The sequence below is a fragment of the Meiothermus ruber DSM 1279 genome, from assembly GCF_000024425.1.
GTDB classification, from domain to species: Bacteria; Deinococcota; Deinococci; order Deinococcales; family Thermaceae; genus Meiothermus; species Meiothermus ruber.
On record NC_013946.1, the window covers coordinates 1455200 to 1471644 of the forward strand.

At 62.5% G+C, this 16445-nt stretch carries 20 protein-coding genes and 4 tRNA genes; 15 read left to right on the forward strand and 9 right to left on the reverse strand.

The features are described from left to right. Window positions 1–4: 4 nt before the first annotated feature. The 10 genes from MRUB_RS07230 to MRUB_RS07265 all read left to right on the forward strand — a co-directional run bounded on the left by MRUB_RS07230 (window position 5) and on the right by MRUB_RS07265 (window position 4281). Window positions 5–343: a hypothetical protein gene (locus tag MRUB_RS07230; RefSeq protein ID WP_013012385.1), complete on the forward strand. Its 339-nt coding sequence runs from the start codon at window positions 5–7 to the stop codon at window positions 341–343. A 1-nt stretch (window position 344) separates the two neighbouring features. Further along, the gene (locus tag MRUB_RS07235; protein WP_013012384.1) at window positions 345–686 is read left to right on the forward strand and encodes a hypothetical protein; all 342 of its coding nucleotides are present in this window, start codon (window positions 345–347) and stop codon (window positions 684–686) included. After that, the gene (locus tag MRUB_RS07240) at window positions 673–1314 is read left to right on the forward strand and encodes a coiled-coil domain-containing protein (protein WP_013012383.1); all 642 of its coding nucleotides are present in this window, start codon (window positions 673–675) and stop codon (window positions 1312–1314) included. Before MRUB_RS07235 ends, MRUB_RS07240 begins: the two co-directional genes overlap by 14 nt. Next, window positions 1314–1505, forward strand: a complete 192-nt coding sequence (locus MRUB_RS07245) for a hypothetical protein (RefSeq protein ID WP_013012382.1) — start codon at window positions 1314–1316, stop codon at window positions 1503–1505. Before MRUB_RS07240 ends, MRUB_RS07245 begins: the two co-directional genes overlap by 1 nt. Then, entirely contained in the window at window positions 1495–1773 is a 279-nt protein-coding gene (locus MRUB_RS07250; RefSeq protein ID WP_013012381.1) for a hypothetical protein, read from the forward strand. Before MRUB_RS07245 ends, MRUB_RS07250 begins: the two co-directional genes overlap by 11 nt. Window positions 1774–2384: 611 nt before the next feature. Further along, window positions 2385–2708, forward strand: a complete 324-nt coding sequence (locus MRUB_RS07255; RefSeq protein WP_223299578.1) for a hypothetical protein — start codon at window positions 2385–2387, stop codon at window positions 2706–2708. Next, on the forward strand, window positions 2705–2836 hold the full coding sequence (locus MRUB_RS16210; RefSeq protein ID WP_280109456.1) for a hypothetical protein: 132 nt from the start codon (window positions 2705–2707) through the stop codon (window positions 2834–2836). Before MRUB_RS07255 ends, MRUB_RS16210 begins: the two co-directional genes overlap by 4 nt. Then, a complete protein-coding gene (locus MRUB_RS15570; protein WP_013012379.1) occupies window positions 2817–3014 on the forward strand; it encodes a hypothetical protein in 198 nt (65 codons plus the stop codon). Before MRUB_RS16210 ends, MRUB_RS15570 begins: the two co-directional genes overlap by 20 nt. Next, the gene (locus tag MRUB_RS07260) at window positions 3011–3463 is read left to right on the forward strand and encodes a hypothetical protein (protein ID WP_244403983.1); all 453 of its coding nucleotides are present in this window, start codon (window positions 3011–3013) and stop codon (window positions 3461–3463) included. The genes MRUB_RS15570 and MRUB_RS07260 overlap by 4 nt, the downstream gene beginning before the upstream one ends. Window positions 3464–3771: 308 nt before the next feature. Next, on the forward strand, window positions 3772–4281 hold the full coding sequence (locus MRUB_RS07265; RefSeq protein WP_013012377.1) for a transglycosylase SLT domain-containing protein: 510 nt from the start codon (window positions 3772–3774) through the stop codon (window positions 4279–4281). A gap of 64 nt (window positions 4282–4345) precedes the next feature. Here MRUB_RS07265 and MRUB_RS07270 read toward each other — a convergent pair. The 3 genes from MRUB_RS07270 to MRUB_RS07280 all read right to left on the reverse strand — a co-directional run bounded on the left by MRUB_RS07270 (window position 4346) and on the right by MRUB_RS07280 (window position 4697). Then, a tRNA-Arg gene (locus MRUB_RS07270) sits at window positions 4346–4421 on the reverse strand. Between the two features lie 100 nt (window positions 4422–4521). Continuing rightward, a tRNA-Gly gene (locus tag MRUB_RS07275) sits at window positions 4522–4597 on the reverse strand. A gap of 23 nt (window positions 4598–4620) precedes the next feature. After that, window positions 4621–4697, reverse strand: a tRNA-Pro gene (locus MRUB_RS07280). Window positions 4698–4834: 137 nt separating this feature from the next. On the opposite strand from MRUB_RS07280, the gene MRUB_RS07285 reads away from it, so the two are divergent. From MRUB_RS07285 to MRUB_RS07295, 3 genes are all read left to right on the forward strand, one after another. After that, window positions 4835–4910: transfer RNA gene (locus MRUB_RS07285), tRNA-Lys, on the forward strand. Window positions 4911–5371: 461 nt separating this feature from the next. After that, window positions 5372–6532 carry an HD-GYP domain-containing protein gene (locus MRUB_RS07290; protein WP_235438188.1) on the forward strand — a complete coding sequence of 387 codons (1161 nt, stop codon included), beginning with the start codon at window positions 5372–5374 and terminating at the stop codon, window positions 6530–6532. A 56-nt stretch (window positions 6533–6588) separates the two neighbouring features. Continuing rightward, complete coding sequence (locus MRUB_RS07295) at window positions 6589–7653, forward strand: ATP-binding protein (protein ID WP_013013702.1); 1065 nt, start codon at window positions 6589–6591, stop codon at window positions 7651–7653. 12 nt (window positions 7654–7665) lie between these two features. On the opposite strand, the gene MRUB_RS07300 is transcribed toward MRUB_RS07295, so the two are convergent. Beyond that, window positions 7666–9303: a CTP synthase gene (locus tag MRUB_RS07300; protein ID WP_013013703.1), complete on the reverse strand. Its 1638-nt coding sequence runs from the start codon at window positions 9301–9303 to the stop codon at window positions 7666–7668. 185 nt (window positions 9304–9488) lie between these two features. On the opposite strand from MRUB_RS07300, the gene MRUB_RS07305 reads away from it, so the two are divergent. Both MRUB_RS07305 and MRUB_RS07310 read left to right on the forward strand, forming a co-directional pair. Beyond that, window positions 9489–10484 (forward strand): MBL fold metallo-hydrolase, encoded by a 996-nt coding sequence (locus MRUB_RS07305; RefSeq protein WP_013013704.1) that lies wholly within the window; start codon window positions 9489–9491, stop codon window positions 10482–10484. 89 nt (window positions 10485–10573) lie between these two features. After that, window positions 10574–10786, forward strand: coding sequence for a dodecin (locus MRUB_RS07310; RefSeq protein WP_013013705.1), 213 nt, complete (start codon window positions 10574–10576; stop codon window positions 10784–10786). Between the two features lies 1 nt (window position 10787). Here MRUB_RS07310 and MRUB_RS07315 read toward each other — a convergent pair whose 3' ends face one another. From MRUB_RS07315 to MRUB_RS07335, 5 genes are read right to left on the reverse strand one after another with little or no spacing between them, the layout of a single operon-like run. After that, window positions 10788–12377 (reverse strand): gamma-glutamyltransferase family protein, encoded by a 1590-nt coding sequence (locus MRUB_RS07315; RefSeq protein WP_013013706.1) that lies wholly within the window; start codon window positions 12375–12377, stop codon window positions 10788–10790. A gap of 34 nt (window positions 12378–12411) precedes the next feature. Then, entirely contained in the window at window positions 12412–13245 is an 834-nt protein-coding gene (gene nikC / locus MRUB_RS07320) for a nickel transporter permease (RefSeq protein ID WP_013013707.1), read from the reverse strand. A 1-nt stretch (window position 13246) separates the two neighbouring features. Beyond that, window positions 13247–14191: an ABC transporter permease gene (locus tag MRUB_RS07325; protein WP_013013708.1), complete on the reverse strand. Its 945-nt coding sequence runs from the start codon at window positions 14189–14191 to the stop codon at window positions 13247–13249. Between the two features lie 12 nt (window positions 14192–14203). Next, on the reverse strand, window positions 14204–15691 hold the full coding sequence (locus MRUB_RS07330) for an ABC transporter substrate-binding protein (RefSeq protein WP_013013709.1): 1488 nt from the start codon (window positions 15689–15691) through the stop codon (window positions 14204–14206). Continuing rightward, window positions 15688–16371 (reverse strand): FadR/GntR family transcriptional regulator, encoded by a 684-nt coding sequence (locus tag MRUB_RS07335; RefSeq protein ID WP_013013710.1) that lies wholly within the window; start codon window positions 16369–16371, stop codon window positions 15688–15690. Before MRUB_RS07335 ends, MRUB_RS07330 begins: the two co-directional genes overlap by 4 nt. Window positions 16372–16445: the final 74 nt, after the last annotated feature.

Consider the following 16445-nt stretch of genomic DNA (forward strand, 5'->3'; position numbering starts at 1 on the left):
GCGTATGAGCTTCAGCACCGGCAACGCCTACCAGATCACCTTCAACGACAACAACCTGGCAACCAGCGGCCCGGCAGAGCCGCCGCTGTGGAAGCAGATCCTTGGCGGCCTGGGAGATGTGAGTTCCCTGTTAGACCCCTACATCTACACCGACCAGGAAAAGGCCCGGTACGACCTGCTGAAAGCACAGGCCGAAGCCGAAAAGGCCAGGGCCCTGGCCGAGGCCGAGAAAGCCAGGGCTGCCGGCATCGCGGTGCAACCCCAGCCCGCGGTGCCAGCCTGGGTCTGGGTGGTGGGGGCCGCCGCGCTGGTACTGGTGTTGGTCTTGATGCTGCGGGATTGAGATGGAGTTGCTTGGGTTTCTCGGAAGTGCGCTGGGGGGTCTCTTTGGGTTTCTTGGCGAAGATCGCAAAGCCAGGGCTATTGAAGAGGCCGCTCGAGCCCAGGTTCAGACCTCGCGGAACCTGGTGGACGGGGCCATTGCCCAGTGGGCCGAGCTGCGCCGGGCGGAGGAAGCCAAAGCCGCAGCCCAGCGTGACCTGGGCTACTGGCAGGAGGACACCCAGCGCACCCGCATCTACTACAACTACCAGGCCGCTCGTTCAGGCCAGGCCGCGCTGTTATTGGTTACCGGCGCGGGCCTGCTCGGCGTGATTCTGTGGAGGTTGGGGCGTGAAGCCGATTGAGGTATTCGCTGTTGTGGGCGCCGGAGGCCTGGCCGCCTTTGGGCTGTACACCTACGCCAGGAGCCGGCCCAAAGCGGAAGAGACGGTGCCCGGCATCCCGCCCCAGGTGCCCACCCACCCCGGTGTTTCAGGGCAGGAGCGCACCAGTTTGTGCCAGGTGCTCACCGGATACCGCTCCAAATTGAAAGAGTACGAAGACCTGCGGGCCGATGCCGAAAAAAAGATGCGCGACCTGGAAAGCCTGGCCCAGGGCAACTGCCGCAGTTACGCCCAGGATCCCACCTTCCAGTACCACTGCAACGGCTTTCCAATATGCGGTATCAACGAATGGTGGACAGTAAGCGGCACCCAGACCAACCAGGACGCCTACAACGCCTGCATGACCTTCCTGCAGGCCGGGGGTGGCCTCGAGCAGCGCAAACACCCCAAAAAAGAAGGCAGCTCCTGGGACGATACCTGGGCGGACATTGACCGCATCAACAGCCAGATCGGGGCCGCCTATAACCAGGTGCAGAATCTGCGCAACCAGTACCAGGAGGCCCAGCGCCAGGCGGAAGAAGCGCGGCAGCAGATCAACAACCTGCGCCGCCGGATTGCTGATCTGGAAGCCCAGGGGGTGTTTTGCTGATGGAATTCCTGGACGCCGTGGACAAGGGCCTGGGGGTGGTGGCCTTTCTGGCTTTTCTGAAGCTGGTCTTCAGCGATCTGCAGGAGATAAAAGCGGCCATGAGGCAGATAGAAAAACACCTGGCGATCCAGGTTGAACTATCGGCCCAGGCCAGGGCCAGGAAAAAAGAAGAGGTGCGAAATGGACGCTAAAACCCTTGTTTTGCTTGCGGTGGGAGGTGTGCTGGTGTACTTCGGCTGGAAGGCCCTGGGCCAGCCCCAGGCGCAGACCGACCCGGCCGAACCAGACAACCAGCAGCAAGAGCAGCCCGGCTCCGGCTGGAACGACGGATGGAACCCCGACTATCAGAACCCCGGCGGGGGTGCACCGGGCTTTGGCTACGGCTCGTTCAGCAACCCCTGCGCGATCTTCCCAAGCCTCTGCCGCCCTTCGACGCCGCTTGGAGGGTATGAGATATGAACTGGGTCTGGTGGCTGGTGGGCGGTCTGGGCGTGGCCGGTGTGGGGCTATATGTCGCTTCCCAGGCTGGGACGCAACCACCACCTCAAGCTCAACAACCGCCTCAAACTACTTCGCCCCCAACCCCTGCTGGTGATACAGGCTATATCACCTGCATGGCAGCCTGGCCCTGTGCGGATGGTTCTACCCAATCCGGCTGCAGCGCACAGGCAGCCTGCGCCAACCACGGGGGGCCGGCTACGGCGGGCAGAATAGCCATCGTTGAAAGAAAAAGCGATCTTGCTTGGAACCAAACAGAACAAACCCCGATTAGTGATACAGGCTATATCACCTGCATGGCAGCCTGGCCCTGTGCGGATGGTTCTACCCAGTCCGGCTGCAGCGCACAGGCGGCCTGCGCCAACCACGGGGGGCCGGCTACGGCGGGCAGAATAGCCATTGCCTACGATAGCGACCTTGCTTGGAACCAAACAGAACAAACCCCGATTTGGGATCGCATCTAGGGGGATAGGGTGAACTGGACTGACTTTATACCATCTGGAAACCTATGGATCGTCTGGCTGCTCCAGGCCAGCTTAGCCGTAGGCGTAATAACCTTGTTTGCTGGCGGTTTGATAGCGCTCCTTGGGAAGATTCCCATAGTGGGGCCAATCCTGGCGGGGATCGTGCGCATCATCGCCGGGAACTACGAGCGCTGGCTGTCGGAGCGCGTTCCCAAACTGGCCGAGCAGGTGGTGCTCAGCGTTGAGGAACGGTATCGCAAAAGTAACCTTTCCTTTGAAGAACGGGCCCAGACCAAGCTGGAGGAGGCCATTTCTGCCTTGCAGCAGATGGCCCCAGGCCTGGGCCGCGATATCGCCCAGCGGCAGGTAGAGGCCGCGCTATCGCGCATTCGGGCTACCGGGATGGAGCAGAAAGCAGGAGGTGCAAAGTGAACTTTCAGGACGGCGTGCAGGTGGGCGCTGGCTTTGTGGTAGGCGCAGCGCTGGTCTGGTTGGGGATTATCCTGATCTTGGCGATTCTGGGGGCCCTCATTGGACGAGATGGCAGCAGCAACCAATAGCGGAACAAACCTCTGGCAGGCCTACAAGCAGGGGGTGGGGGTGGGCCTGGGGCTCCTCACGGTCTACGCCCTGGCCCTGCTCATCCTGGCCCTGCTAGTTCGGCAAAGCATAGGCAATTTGCCCACCCAGCCCCCGCAGGAAGGAGGCCCTACTAAATGTTCAACCTCTTGGGCATGAAACCGGAAGAAATCATCACCCAGGCCCAGGGCGCGGTGAAGGCCCTGGAAGAAAGGCTGGCCTGCCTGGAGGACAGGCTGGCGGCCATCCAGCGCACCCTGGAGTACGAGTACGGGCGGCCCCGGCGGGACGTGGCCGGGCACGACCCGGCCCGGCTGCCCCTGATCTCCCAGATTGACGTATATGGCATTCCTACTGGCGAAGTCTTTGGTTACAACCGCTCCCACCTAGACGTAGCGGGTGTATTAGGAAAGCCCGCCACAAGAGGCCACTTAGTTAACATGGGATACAGTAACGTTCAAATCTGGTTCTCTTATGGTTCCTCCAAAGTGGGGCCATATATTCTACCGCCATCAGCAGCTCTGGAGATCTCTTTCCTTGTAGAAAAAGTGGAGTTTGAGGTGGATCTTGAAGGGGGCTATAGCAAGATCCAGGTGCTCTTTCAATGAAAGGAACTAATGAAAGTGTGTGTAACTCTCAACCGTGGACGCAAACGCATTAGCCGCAGTGTGCGATTTACGGGACATGTCAAAAGGGTAAGAATAGAGTGTCGAAGCGAAATCATCATTACATAGCCTGGGCCGTTTTAGGCGGCGCGGCCCTTCTGGCCCTGGCCGGGGGACGGGCGGCTTCGGCTCCTCGTGGTGGGGGAACCGTTGGTGCGCCGCCATCCCCTACCTGCCCCTACCCGCCCCCAGGCCCTCCGCCCCTGGATAAGAGCCGCTGGGATCTCATAGATCGCATCTATGCCCGTGTCGTGGAAGCTAACCCGCGCCTGAAAAATACCTCGTGCAGTGAGTGCGGGGGCCGCTCGCTGGCGGCGGTGGTGGCCGGGGCCCTGGCCCAGGCCGAGGGGCTGGAGGTGCCCCCCGATCTGGTGGTGGCAGTGGCCTGGCACGAGAGCACCTTCAACCCGCATGTAGACCGGGTGGCGGAGGCCCTGCGAATAAGCAACAACGGGGCCAACTGCGCTTCGGGTACGGAAATTGGCCCCATGCAGGTCAAGCCGTGCGCGTTCAGGACTGTGCGACTTGATCCAACGCTCCTGCTCAACATGCCCACGCCGGTGCGGATTCAGTACGCGGTGTCTGCCGGCATTTTGTACCTGCGCTGGCTGAAAAACATTCGCCTGCCCGGTGCATCCTGGTGTGAGGTGCTGCACGCCTACAACGTGGGGCCGGGGGCCTTCCTGGCGGGGCAGCGGAATGCAAGCTATGTGCAGGCCATTCTGGGTAAGGTGGGGGAGTATTCGGAGTTGAGGGTTTAGGTGTCAATAAGGTGTCAAGCGATAACCCCAGCCTTTAGCAAGCTGGGGTTTTAGCGTCCTGGACTGGTGCGCCCGGGAGGATTCGAACCCCCGACCTACCGCTTAGAAGGCGGCTGCTCTATCCACTGAGCTACGGGCGCACGAGGGCCCAACCAGGCCAGCGATAGTTTAGCAGACTTGATGAACTGGTAAATACCGCTGTTCGCCCAAAAATTAAAGCCGCCCCGGAGGGCGGAGATTTGGAGCGGGAGACGGGATTCGAACCCGCGACATTCAGCTTGGAAGGCTGACGCTCTACCAACTGAGCTACTCCCGCACAGGGCGCTTTCCTGGAGCGCATGGTCGGGGAGACTGGATTCGAACCAGCGACCCTCTGCTCCCAAAGCAGATGCGCTACCAGACTGCGCTACTCCCCGGCTGTGCGTTTGGCCTGCCTGCCAGAACGCAACACCAAAGATAACATGACTAGCAAGAAACGGTCAAACACCGCGCCGACCCCTGACTACAACCCATTGACAAAAGGGGTTGACCCCACTATATTTATGTGTTGCTTGGGCTGTTAGCTCAATTGGCAGAGCAACTGACTCTTAATCAGTGGGTTGCAGGTTCGATTCCTGCACAGCCCACCAAGCCTTAGGCGGGAAGACCCGAGGGGCGCTCACCCTCGGGTTGGTTTTTTATGAATATGGTTTTTGGCCTGCGACTGGGCGGGCAAAGGTTCCAGGCCCTTAAGGCAGTTGGATGCTGGGCTGCATACCGCTAGGGTGCAATCCCCTGCGGCAAATAACCCAGCGATTGCTGTGCCTGGTGCTAGATTTAGTACAACGTGCGTACCATGAGGCTTTACAACACGAGAACATCGCGCAACCAGATACTGTTTAGCATACTGGCCTTGCTTGCCTGGGGTGTGGTTTCGTTTCTATACCTTCCAGACACCTACCAGGCCTTCAGCTTTTTGTTTTTGATGCCTTGGGTCTGGAGCCGCGGGTTTCGCAGTTTACGCTGGGCGGTGCCGTTGCTGCTGATATACACGCTGCTACAACACTTATACCCAAGGCCCAACCTTAGCGTGGACAGCCTTCTGGTCACCATGCTTCCTGGACTAATTGCGCTGGGCTTTGTGGCATGGTTGCGCGAGCGTGACAGGCTAAAACAGAAGGAGCTCGAGGATTCCTTGCGGCACATGCATTTGCTAGAAGAGGCAAGCCTGAGCATCAGCACAGCCAACGACCCCCTCGAGCTTACCGAAAACGCCATGGCCTATCTGCACAACCTGGGCATTGCCCCGCACCTGGCTTTTGTGCGTTTTCGCGAGGGCAAGCCGGTGGTGGTGAGCGCCAAAGGCGCCCTCGAGCGCTACCGTGGACGTCATTTGCCCCAACAAAAACTGAGCACCCATGCCTCCCTCACCGACAGCTTTACGGTGGGCAATTACCTCGAGGGCATCCCAGAAAGCGTAGGCTGGTCCACGGCCGCGGTGCCGGTCTCGGCCCGGCAAAAGCGCCCTCTGGGCGTGGTGATTCTGGCCCGGGAAGGCAATAAACCCTTTCATTCGGAAGAAAAGGCCATTGCCAACTCGCTCATTCGGGTGATGGGGGCTCAGCTTGGGCAGATGGAGGCCCTCAAGCAGCTCGAGGACGCCTACGACGGCACGCTGCGCGCTTTGGGTCTGGCGCTGGAATTCCGCGACCACGAGACCCAGGGTCATACCAAGCGGGTGGTGGCCTGGTCTGATCAACTCGCACAGGATGTGGGCCTCGATGCTTCGATGCGCAAGTTCCTGCGCTGGGGGGCTTACCTGCACGATATCGGTAAACTCTCCATCCCCGACAACATCCTGCGCAAGCCCGATAAGCTCAACGATGAAGAGTGGGAAATTATGAAAAGCCATGTGGTGAGGGGGTGGGAGATGCTATCACGGGTGCCCTTTCTACCCCAGGAAACCCTCGAGGTGGTGCGCCACCATCACGAGAACTGGGATGGCAGTGGTTACCCCGACGGCCTGAAGGGGCAGGATATCCCCATTCTGGCGCGCATCTTTGCGGTGGTGGATACCTTCGATGCGCTCTACAGCCCCCGCCCCTACAAGCGGGCCTGGAAACCTGCGGAAATTATCGAGGAGCTTAACCGCCTCAAGGGTAAAAAGCTCGACCCCAAGCTGGTTGACATCTTTATCAAGCGCATCACCTCGCCCTCCGGTAAGGAAGTCATGGAGGCTGCCAATCCCAGCAAAGTTAGCGCTAAGGCCTAAGCCGCCGATGGCTCTGCACGGGCGCCCTGGCGGTTTTCGGGCTAAAATAGCCGGCAATGCAGCTTTTCCCTCCCTTACACCCAACCCCGCTGGCCGAACTTTTTTATGCTCGAGTACCCAAAGGTGAGCCCTGGGCCTGGGTTTTGAGCAAACGCATACTCTCCGACGAGATCCTGGCCCGACGTCTGCTGAGCGAGCCTCTGAGTCCTGGGCTGGCCGACTGGATCGATCAGGAGCTGGCGCGGCTGCGCAGGGAGCTGGATCACCTCAGAAAAGAGCACCCTTTTTCTGATTTTGGACACCTCGAGCCCAGCCCGGCCGAAGCCCTGGCGCTGGAGGCCCTGCTAAAGGGCTCTGCTGCTTCTGTGCAAGCCCTCTACCGGACGTATGGTTACGGGATTTATCTTTACCATAGCGCTTTTATCTTCGATGGTCAGGTGAAAGCCATTGAGAAGCCCGATCCAGCCTGCTTTGACGATCTGGTGGGCTATGCCCGGCAGATCGGTGCGCTGCGCGCCAACGTGGAGCGTTTTGTTGCAGGCCGTCCGGCGGTGCCCATGCTTTTGTACGGGGCGCGGGGTACCGGTAAATCCACTTCAGTGAAGGCCCTGCGCACCCACTACGCCGACCGTGGCCTGCGGCTGGTGGAGGTTTTGCCCGAGGGGCTGGATCAACTGCCTGCGCTGATGGAGGCGCTGGCCCCGCTGCCCTTTCGCTTTGTGCTGTTCATGGACGACCTGGCCTTTGCCGAGGGGGATGCGCGGTTCCACCTCCTCAAGGTGCTGCTCGAGGGTGCGGTCTACGAACGGCCTGCCAACGTGCTGGTGGTGGCGACCTCCAACCGGCGCAACCTGGTCTCCCAGCACTGGGCCGAGCGCCCCGACCCCAACGCCAGCGACCCCGCTTCCTGGGACACCCTGCAGGACAAGCTGGCCCTGGCCGACCGCTTCGGGCTGGTGCTCACCTTTCCGCCTTTCGACCAGCAGCTTTACCTCGAGGCCGTCGCGCATCTGCTTGGAGGGCAGCTTGACGAGGCCACCCGTCAGGCCGCCCTGCGCTTTGCCCTCGAGGGCCGGGGCTTTTCCGGGCGCACAGCCCGGCACTTTGCCAGTCAGCAATAGCCCAGATTGGGGCTAGATGGACTGGAATAGAGCCTGGCGCTTGCGCTCGAGGGCGGCGCCAATGAAGCCAAAGAAGGGCGGTGAGACCCGCATGGGGCGGCTGGAGAGTTCGGGGTGGGCCTGCAGGCCAATAAAGAAGGGGTGGTCGGCCAGCTCAATCGCCTCGACCAGCCCTTCCCCCCGGCCTTGCACGCCGGGCGTGACCGCCGAGACCGTCAGGCCGCCCTCGATGAGCCGCTGCACGTAGGCGGGGTTGACCTCGTAGCGGTGGCGGTGGCGCTCGTAGACCAGTTCCTTGCCGTAGAGCTTGTAGAGCAGGGTTTCGGGGTGAATGCGCATGGGCCAGTTGCCCAGCCGCATGGTGCCGCCCATCCCCTCGACCTCGAGCTGCTCGGGCATCAGGTCGATCACCGGGTGGGGGGTGTAGGGGTCAAACTCGGTGCTGTTGGCCCCCTCGAGGCCCAGCACATTCCGGGCGTACTCGATCACCGCGATTTGCAGCCCCAGGCAGATGCCAAAATAGGGCACCCGATGCTCGCGGGCGTAGCGGGCTGCCAGGATTTTGCCCTCCACCCCCCGGATGCCAAAGCCAGGCCCCACCAGCACGCCGTCCACCTGGCCCAGCAGCTCGGCGGCCTTGGCCAGATCGGTAATCTCCTCGGCGTTGACCCACTTGACGTTGACCCGCGCGTCGTGGGCGATGCCGGCGTGGCGGAAGCCTTCCAGGATGCTCAGGTAGGCGTCGGGCATCTTCACGTACTTGCCCACGAAGGCCACCGTCACCTCGTCTTTGGGTTGCTTGAGCTTGCGCACGGCGTTCTGCCAGAAGCTCAGGTTGGGCTGGATGGGCTCCAGACCCAGCTTTTTCTCCACCACGCGCCCCAAACCCTGCTCCTCCAGCACCAGCGGCATCTCGTAGAGGTGCTGTACGGTGGGGCTGCTGAAGACCTCGCCGGCGTGCACGTTGGTAAATAGGGCCACTTTTTTACGCACATCCTCCGGCACCATCTTCTCCGAGCGCAGCACCAGCACATCGGGCTGGATACCCACCCCGCGCAGGGTGGAGACCGAGTGCTGGGTGGGTTTGGTTTTGAACTCCTCGGAGGCCGCGAAGTAGGGCACCAACGTCAGGTGCAGATACATGATGTCCTGATCGTCTTCGTCGAACTGAAACTGGCGGATGGCCTCCAGGAAGGGCAGGCTCTCGATGTCGCCCACCGTACCCCCCACCTCCACCACCACAATCTCGGCGTTTTGCTCCTGGGCGGTGCGGCGGATGCGGTCTTTGATCTCGTCGGTGATGTGAGGAATCACCTGCACGGTCTGAGAGAGGTACTCCCCGCGGCGCTCTTTCTGGATCACCGACAGATACACCTGGCCGGTGGTGATGTTGTTGGCCCGTGAGAGGTCTATGTCCAGAAAGCGCTCGTAGTGGCCGATGTCCAGGTCGGTCTCGGCCCCATCGCCGGTGACAAAAACTTCCCCGTGTTCGTAGGGGCGCATGGTGCCCGCGTCCACGTTGACGTAAGGGTCGATCTTGATGGCGGTTACGCGGTAGCCCCGCCCCCGCAAAATGGCCCCCAGGCTGGAGGTAAGGATGCCCTTGCCCAGACTGCTCACCACACCGCCGGTCACAAAAATGTATTTCATAAACAAACCCCCATTGCGCTGAGCCAGACGCAGCGCTACGAAAACTTGGCCCATTAACGCTCAACCCCTGCGGTAGAGCAGCCAAACTATCACGGGACTTGATCGTACCACGCCGGGCCCCCGGTGTGTCCAGCCCTGTTTACCTTTCATCTAGCCAAAAAACTTTGACTTGGTACAATCTGTTTATGGCACGCGCCACCCGCCTGTCCTCCGAGGTTGCACCGGGCATATTTGCCATCCCGGTTTCCATCCCGTACCCCTTCAAATACGTGAACTGCTATCTGCTGATGCCGGGCCCCGGGGTTAGCGGGGGGCCGGTGCTGGTGGACTGTGCGCTCGACACCCCCGAGGCCCGGAGCGGTCTCGAGGCCGCCTTGCAGGAGCACGGCCTGGGCTTTGGCGACCTCGAGCACCTGGTGATAACCCACCACCACCCCGACCACTACGGCCTGGCCGGGCTGATCGAGGCCCAGGGGCCCACGGTCTGGATGCTGGACGTGGAAAAGGCTCGAGGGCACATCTTCTGGACTGAGCCCGAGGAGATGACCCGCAGCGGGCAGGAATTGTTCTACCGCCATGGCGTGCACGATGGCTACCTGAGCGACCTGGGCAAGGAGATGGCCAAAACCCGCAGCCGGGTGCACCCGGCCCGGAACCTTCGAACCTTTGGTGACGGGCAGACCCTCGAGCTGGCAGGCATGCGCTTGCGGGTGGTCTGGACGCCGGGCCACGCCGACGGCCACGCCATGCTGCTGCGCGAGTCGGATGGGGTGCTGCTGGCTGGTGACCAGATCCTGGAGCGCATCTCGCCCAACATTGGCCTCTGGGCCTACTCGTACCCCAACCCTTTGCAGCACTACTTCGAGTCGCTGGAAAAAACCGCCGCCCTGGGGGCCTCGCTGGCCCTGCCGGGGCACTACCGGCCCATCCGGGACATTGCCGGGCGCGTAGCCGAACTCAAAGCCCACCACCGGGAGCGGCTGGGGTTCTTGCTAGGCCTGATGGACAGCACGCCCCAGACCTGCTGGCAGCTATCGCTGGGGCTGTTTCCGGGCGACCTCAACCTGGCCCAGCGGCGCTTCGCCTGGTCGGAAACCCTGGCGCACCTGGAGTACCTGGTGGCCGAGGGGCTGGTGAAGCGGCTCGAGCTCGACGGAATCGTGCACTATAGCCGCAGCTAATAGCGTAGTCCGAGGCGCCAAAAAGGAGGCCGCCCGCCCAGACGGGTTATCATGGCGGTACAGCCTTTTATCTGACAAGGAGGTCGGCTATGAGCAAGGTCTATAAGAAGGTGGAGCTGGTGGGCAGCAGTTCAGAGAGCCTCGAGGACGCCATCAAGGTAGCGCTGGCTCGAGCCCGCCAGACCCTGCGCAGCCTGGACTGGTTCGAGGTCAAAGAGATTCGCGGCAGCCTGACCGACGGTTATGTGAACAGCTACCAGGTCACGCTGCTGGTCGGCTTCCGGCTCGAAGAGGGAGAATAGCTCACCAGGCCAGGGCCATCCCATCGGCCCGTGGCTCGGTGGCGGCCAGGAAGGCCGCGGCGGGTTTCAAAATCATCTGGCCCCGGCCAAACGAGGCCCACTCGCTTTGCAGCACCACCTCGTGGCCGCGCTCCTTGAGGCCCTGCACCAGGTGCAGGGGCACGGCGGGCTCGAGCTCCACCCGGAGGCCTTGCGTCCACTGCCAGCGGGGGGCGTCCAGGGCGGCCTGGGGGTTCATGTGGTAGTCTTCCAGGTTCACCACCACCTGCAGATGCCCCTGGGGCTGCATATGCCCGCCCATTACCCCAAAGGGCCCCAGGGGCTTGCCCTCGCGGGTGAGGAAGCCGGGGATGATGGTGTGGAAGGGTTTCTTGGCCGGGGCGTACTGGTTGACGTGCCCTTCTTCCAGCACAAAACCGGCACCCCGGTTTTGCAGCGAGATGCCGGTGCCGTCCACCACAATGCCGGCCCCAAAGCCCATGTAGTTGGACTGGATAAAGGAGACCTGCAACTCGCCGTCGGCGGCGCACAGGTAGACGGTGCCCCCCTGGGGCGCACCGGCCTGCACCGGTAGGGCCTGCTCACCTATCAGGCCCCGGCGCTGGGCCAGGTAGTCCGGGTGCAGCAGGTCGGCGGCCGAGACGGTCATGTAGCGGGGGTCGCCCACGTATTTTTGCACGTCGGCAAAGGCCAGCTTCATGGCCTCGAGCTGCAGGTGGAAGCCCTCCACCGAGTCGCGGGGGTACTGGCTTAGCTCGAAGCCCTCGAGGATTTTCAGCGCCATCAGGGCCGCGATGCCCTGCCCTGGGGGGGGTATCTGGTGTACCTCGAGGCCCCGGTACCGCACCGAGAGGGGCTCCACCCACTCCGAGCGGTAGGCGGCCAGGTCGGCGCGGGTCAGGTAACCCCCGGTGGCCGCGGCAAAATCGGCGATCCGGTCGGCCAGTTTACCGCGGTAAAAACTCTCGCTGTGGGTGCGGGCCAGCTCCCGCAGGGTCTCGGCGTGCCGCGGGCTGCGCCAGATCTCGCCCGGCCGGGGGGCTTTGCCGCCGGGCATGAAGACCGCTTTGAAGGGTTGAAAACAGGCGTCCTGCAGGGGGCCATACACCGCCTCGATGCGCCGCCAGTTGCGCCCGGTCTCGGGGGTGACGGCAAAGCCCTCCTCGGCGTAGCGGATGGCCGGCTCGAAAAGCCGCTCGAAGGGCAGCTTGCCAAACTTTTGGTGCAGCTCGCGCCAGGCGTCGGGCGCCCCCGGCACCGTGACCGGCAGCCAGCCGCGGGTGGGCACTGCTCCGCCTGCGGCAAAGGTTGCAAAGTCCAGACCGGCGGGGCTCAGGCCGTTGGCGCTCAGGCCGTGCAGCTTCTCTCCGTCGTGCACCAGGGCAAAGGCATCGGAGCCGATGCCGTTGGAGGTGGGCTCGAGCACGGTTAGGGCTATGGCCATGGCCAGGGCCGCGTCCACCGCGTTGCCCCCGGCCAGGAGCATCTCCATGCCGGCCAGGGCGGCCTGGGGCTGGCTGGTGGCTACTGCGCCCCGTTTGCCGGTCACCACGTGGCGGCGGGAGGGATAGGGATACTGGTTGAGGTTCATAGCATTAACACCGGGCGTAATTATTGCACCCGCCCTACTTCTTCATGCGCGGATCCAGGGCATCGCGCAGGCCGTCCCCAATCAGGTTAAAGGCCAGCACCGCCAAAAAGATAGCCAGGCCGGGGAACAGGGCCATATGGGGCGCCTGGCTGAGGTAGCCTCGAGCGTCGTTGAGCATCGAGCCCCACGAAGGCGTGGGTGGCTGCACCCCCAACCCCAGGAAGGACAGGGTGGCCTCGGCCAGCACCGCTGTGGCCGTGCTCAGGCTCACCTGAACGATTAATGGCCCGAGTATGTTGGGTAGCAGGTGCCGCGTGATGATGCGGCCATCGCTGCCGCCCAGGGCGACGGCGGCCTGCACATACTCACGGGGACGCTCGGCCAGCACCTGCCCGCGAATCAGGCGGGCAAACACCGGGGTGGTGACCACCCCAATCGCCAGCATGGTGTTTTGCAGGCTCGGGCCCAGCACGGCGGCCAGGGCGATGGCCAGCACCAGGAAAGGAAAGGCCAGCATGGCGTCGGTCAGACGCATCAGCACATCGTCCATCCAACCGCCGTAAAAGCCGGCCACCAGCCCAATCAGGCCTCCCAGCAGCAGAGCCAGCAGCACCGAGATTAAGCCCGCGGCCAGCGAGACTCGAGCCCCATAGAGCACCCTGGAGAAGATGTCCCGCCCGAGCTGGTCGGTGCCAAACCAGTGCTGGCTCGAGGGGGGTTGTTGCAGGGCGCTGAAATCGGTCGCGGTGGGGCTATAAGGCACCAGAATGGGCGCAAAGATGGCCCCCAGCACCAGCAGCAACAGTATGACCAGCCCGGCCAGGGCCAGGCGGTTGGCAAGAAAGGCGCGCAGCGTACGGTTGCTCATCTCAGTGGTAGCGGATGCGCGGGTCAATGGCCGCGTAAAGCAGGTCGGTGAGCACGTTGATCAGAAACACCGCCAGGGCCGAGATCAGCACCACCGCCTGCAAAACCGGGAAGTCGCGGTTGAAGACCGAGTCCACCAGCAGCCGCCCAAAGCCGGGGATGGAGAAAACCTGCTCGGTGACCACCGCGCCCCCCAACAAACCGCCTAGCTGCAAACCGATCACCGTTACGACCGGGATAGCGGCGTTGCGCAAGGCGTGCTTGTACACCACCACCCGGCCTTCCAGACCCTTGGCTCGAGCGGTGCGGACATAGTCTTGTGAAAGCACCTCGAGCATGCTGTTGCGGGTAAAGCGGGCGATGGCGCCGGCCAGCGCGGTGCCCAGGGTAATGGCGGGCATCAGCATCAGGAGCAGGTTTTTTTGCAGGTCTACCCAGGGCTCAACGTAGCCAGAAGGCGGTATCCAGGCCAGGCGGATGCTGAACACGTAGATCAGCAGGATGCCCAGAAAAAAGTTGGGGATGGAGACCCCCGAAAGGGCCATCACGGTTACGCCTGCATCAATGGCGCTGTTTCTTCGCAACGCCGCCAGCACCCCCGCCGGAATGCCGATTGCAACGGCCACCAGAAGCGAAAACAGGCTGAGCTCCAGGGTGGTGGGTAGTTTTTGCCAGATTATCGGGGCCACCGGCTCGTTGCCGCGAATCGAGCGCCCCAGGTCGCCCCTCACCAGGCCCCACAGCCAGTCGGCATACTGCACCAGGATGGGCCGGTTGAGCCCCAGTTCCTCTCGAATCTGCGCGACCAGCTCGGGGGTGGCCTCTTCGCCCAGCAGCAGCCGGGCCGGGTCACCCGGTAACACCCGGGTCAGCGTAAAAACCAGCACTGTGACCAGCAACAGGGTGGGCAAACCACCCATCAAGCGCCGCAGGACGAAGAGGAACACCGCTTTTAGCTCCTACTGACCGCCCAGGCTCACGCCGCGGAAGCGCAGGATGCCATCGGGAATAACCGGAAGCCCGCTCAGGCGGCGGCTCACGCCGATGGTGGTCTGGGGGTGGTAGACGTAGATGTAGGGCAGGTCTTCCTGGATGATTTTGGTGATCTGACTATACAGGTCGCGGCGGGCCTCCGGCAACCGCACGGTGCGCGCCCGGTTGAGCAGGTTGTCCACCCGCGGGTTGCAGTAGCCGGAGTAGTTGTTGGGCGCTTTACAGCGAACAAAGTCGTAGATGTTGCCGTCGGGGTCGGGCCGCCCGCTCCAGCCCACCGCCACCGCCTCGAGTTCCAGTTTGGCGGCCCTGTCCAGCAAGGTGCCAAACTCCACCTGCTCGATGCGCACCTGAATGCCTGCTTCGGCGGCCATGGCCTGGTACACCTGGGCCAACTGGGCCAGCACCGGGCCGGGCGCAATGGTCAGGGTAAAGCTGAAGCCCTGCGGACGGCCGCCTTCGGCCAGCTTCTGCCGGGCCAGGGCCAGGTCGCGCCTGGGAACGGGGATGGTTTTATCGTAGGCCAGGGTGCCGGGGGGGAAGGGCCCATTGGAAGGGAGGGCTGTACCCAAAAACACCACACGGTCTACCACATCGCGGTCAATGGTGGCGGCGAAAGCCTGCCGCAAGGCCTTGTTGGTGAAGGGGCCTTTGGTGTGGTTGAGCCAGATACCCTGATATCCGATGCCCGGGAAGTTGTTGACCGTGAGGTTGGGGTTATTGCGAATGGTCGCCAGGTCTTTGGCGGCTACCGGGGTAATGATGCTCACCGCCCCCGAGAGCAGGTTGGCGACCCGCACGTCGTCGTCGGGGAAGGGGCGGTAAATAAGTTGCTCGATGCGGGGAAAGCCGCGCTGCCAGTAGTTTTCGTTGCGCGCCAGCACAATGCGGTCTTGCCGCCGCCGCTCCACGAACTTGAAGGGCCCGGTTCCCACAGGGTTGTTGCCAAACTCAGCCCCCAGCTTTTGCACGGCGGTGGGGCTGACCATCATCCCCGAGCGGTCGGACAGGATGGCCAGGAAAGGCGCGAAGGGCTCCCGCAGGGTTACCCGCACGGTATAGGGATTAACAACCTGCACGTTGGTGATGAGCGAGAGCTCGCCCGAGCGGCGGGAACCGGGGGCGCTGCGGTAGCGATCCAGGTTGAACTTGACCGCCTCGGCATTGAAGTCGGTGCCATCGTGGAACTTAACGCCCTGCCGCAGGTTGAAAACATAGACCTTGCCGTCTTCCTCTACGCGCCAGCTGGTTGCCAGCATGGGCACAATGCGCAGGTTTTCGTCAAGATCGACCAGCTTGTCGTAAATCTGGTTCTGCACCTGCCGATCCACGAGGGCAGAAGAAAGCAGGGGGTCGAGGTTGGGGGGATCGGCATCCAACCCCACCGTGACCGTTTGGGCCAGCCCCAAACCGCCCAGGCTCCAGAGAACAACTGCTGCCAACCACTTTTTCATCGGTCTACCTCCTTGATTTTGGCCGAGCTTTCAACCGTGCTCAGGTGGGCCAACATGGCCTGACGGGCCGCTTCGGGGTCGGAAGCCCGAATGGCCTCGAGGATGCGCAGGTGCTCAGAAAGGGTAACTTGTGGGCGGTAGCGTTTAGCAGTCGATACCAGGCGGATCTGTCGCAACTCGACTTCCAGTAAGCTTACGATCTCGCTCAGCACCGCGTTGCGGCTCATATCGGCCAGGGTTTTGTGGAAAAACATATCGAGCTCGACAAATCGGTACAGATCCTCTTTAGCCGCCTGCTGCTGAGCGAGCAATTCCTCGAGCCGGGCAACCCCCTGCGGGTGGCTGCGCTCGGCAGCCAGGGCGGCCACTGCCGGCTCCAGGATGCGGCGTACTTCAAAGAGCTCGAGGATAAAGTCTTCTTGGTGCAGCCTCGAGCGCAAGCGGCGACCAAAGCTCTCCGAAGGAGAGGCCACCCGTGTTCCGTCCCCCTGCCGGATTTCCACCCAGCCGTTGAGCTCGAGGATGCGCAGAGCCTCCCGCACCGAGGAGCGGCTTACGCCAAAGCGGCTGGCCAGGTCGCGCTCGCCAGGCAACTGGTCGCCAGGCCGCCAGACGCCATCCTGGAGCAATTGCTCGAGGTCTTTGGCGAGCTTCTCGGAAACACGGGTCGGGCGCACCATCGGAAGCCAGCCTCCTATTGGTCAGACCACTGAACCAGTAACTGCATGCAAATACACTAAGCCAGTGGGCCAAA

Excerpts from the sequence above, each read along its gene's own strand:
- MRUB_RS15570 (WP_013012379.1), top strand. The coding sequence starts at position 2,817 with ATGGCAGCAGCAACCAATAGCGGAACAAACCTCTGGCAGGCCTACAAG.
- MRUB_RS07305 (WP_013013704.1), top strand. The coding sequence starts at position 9,489 with ATGGCACGCGCCACCCGCCTGTCCTCCGAGGTTGCACCGGGCATATTT.
- nikC (WP_013013707.1), bottom strand. The coding sequence starts at position 13,245 with ATGAGCAACCGTACGCTGCGCGCCTTTCTTGCCAACCGCCTGGCCCTG.
- MRUB_RS07290 (WP_235438188.1), top strand. The coding sequence starts at position 5,372 with ATGCTTCCTGGACTAATTGCGCTGGGCTTTGTGGCATGGTTGCGCGAG.
- MRUB_RS07230 (WP_013012385.1), top strand. The coding sequence starts at position 5 with ATGAGCTTCAGCACCGGCAACGCCTACCAGATCACCTTCAACGACAAC.
- MRUB_RS07335 (WP_013013710.1), bottom strand. The coding sequence starts at position 16,371 with ATGGTGCGCCCGACCCGTGTTTCCGAGAAGCTCGCCAAAGACCTCGAG.
- MRUB_RS07235 (WP_013012384.1), top strand. The coding sequence starts at position 345 with ATGGAGTTGCTTGGGTTTCTCGGAAGTGCGCTGGGGGGTCTCTTTGGG.
- MRUB_RS07315 (WP_013013706.1), bottom strand. The coding sequence starts at position 12,377 with ATGAACCTCAACCAGTATCCCTATCCCTCCCGCCGCCACGTGGTGACC.
- MRUB_RS07310 (WP_013013705.1), top strand. The coding sequence starts at position 10,574 with ATGAGCAAGGTCTATAAGAAGGTGGAGCTGGTGGGCAGCAGTTCAGAG.
- MRUB_RS07295 (WP_013013702.1), top strand. The coding sequence starts at position 6,589 with ATGCAGCTTTTCCCTCCCTTACACCCAACCCCGCTGGCCGAACTTTTT.
- MRUB_RS07300 (WP_013013703.1), bottom strand. The coding sequence starts at position 9,303 with ATGAAATACATTTTTGTGACCGGCGGTGTGGTGAGCAGTCTGGGCAAG.
- MRUB_RS07330 (WP_013013709.1), bottom strand. The coding sequence starts at position 15,691 with ATGAAAAAGTGGTTGGCAGCAGTTGTTCTCTGGAGCCTGGGCGGTTTG.
- MRUB_RS07260 (WP_244403983.1), top strand. The coding sequence starts at position 3,011 with ATGAAACCGGAAGAAATCATCACCCAGGCCCAGGGCGCGGTGAAGGCC.
- MRUB_RS07245 (WP_013012382.1), top strand. The coding sequence starts at position 1,314 with ATGGAATTCCTGGACGCCGTGGACAAGGGCCTGGGGGTGGTGGCCTTT.
- MRUB_RS07250 (WP_013012381.1), top strand. The coding sequence starts at position 1,495 with ATGGACGCTAAAACCCTTGTTTTGCTTGCGGTGGGAGGTGTGCTGGTG.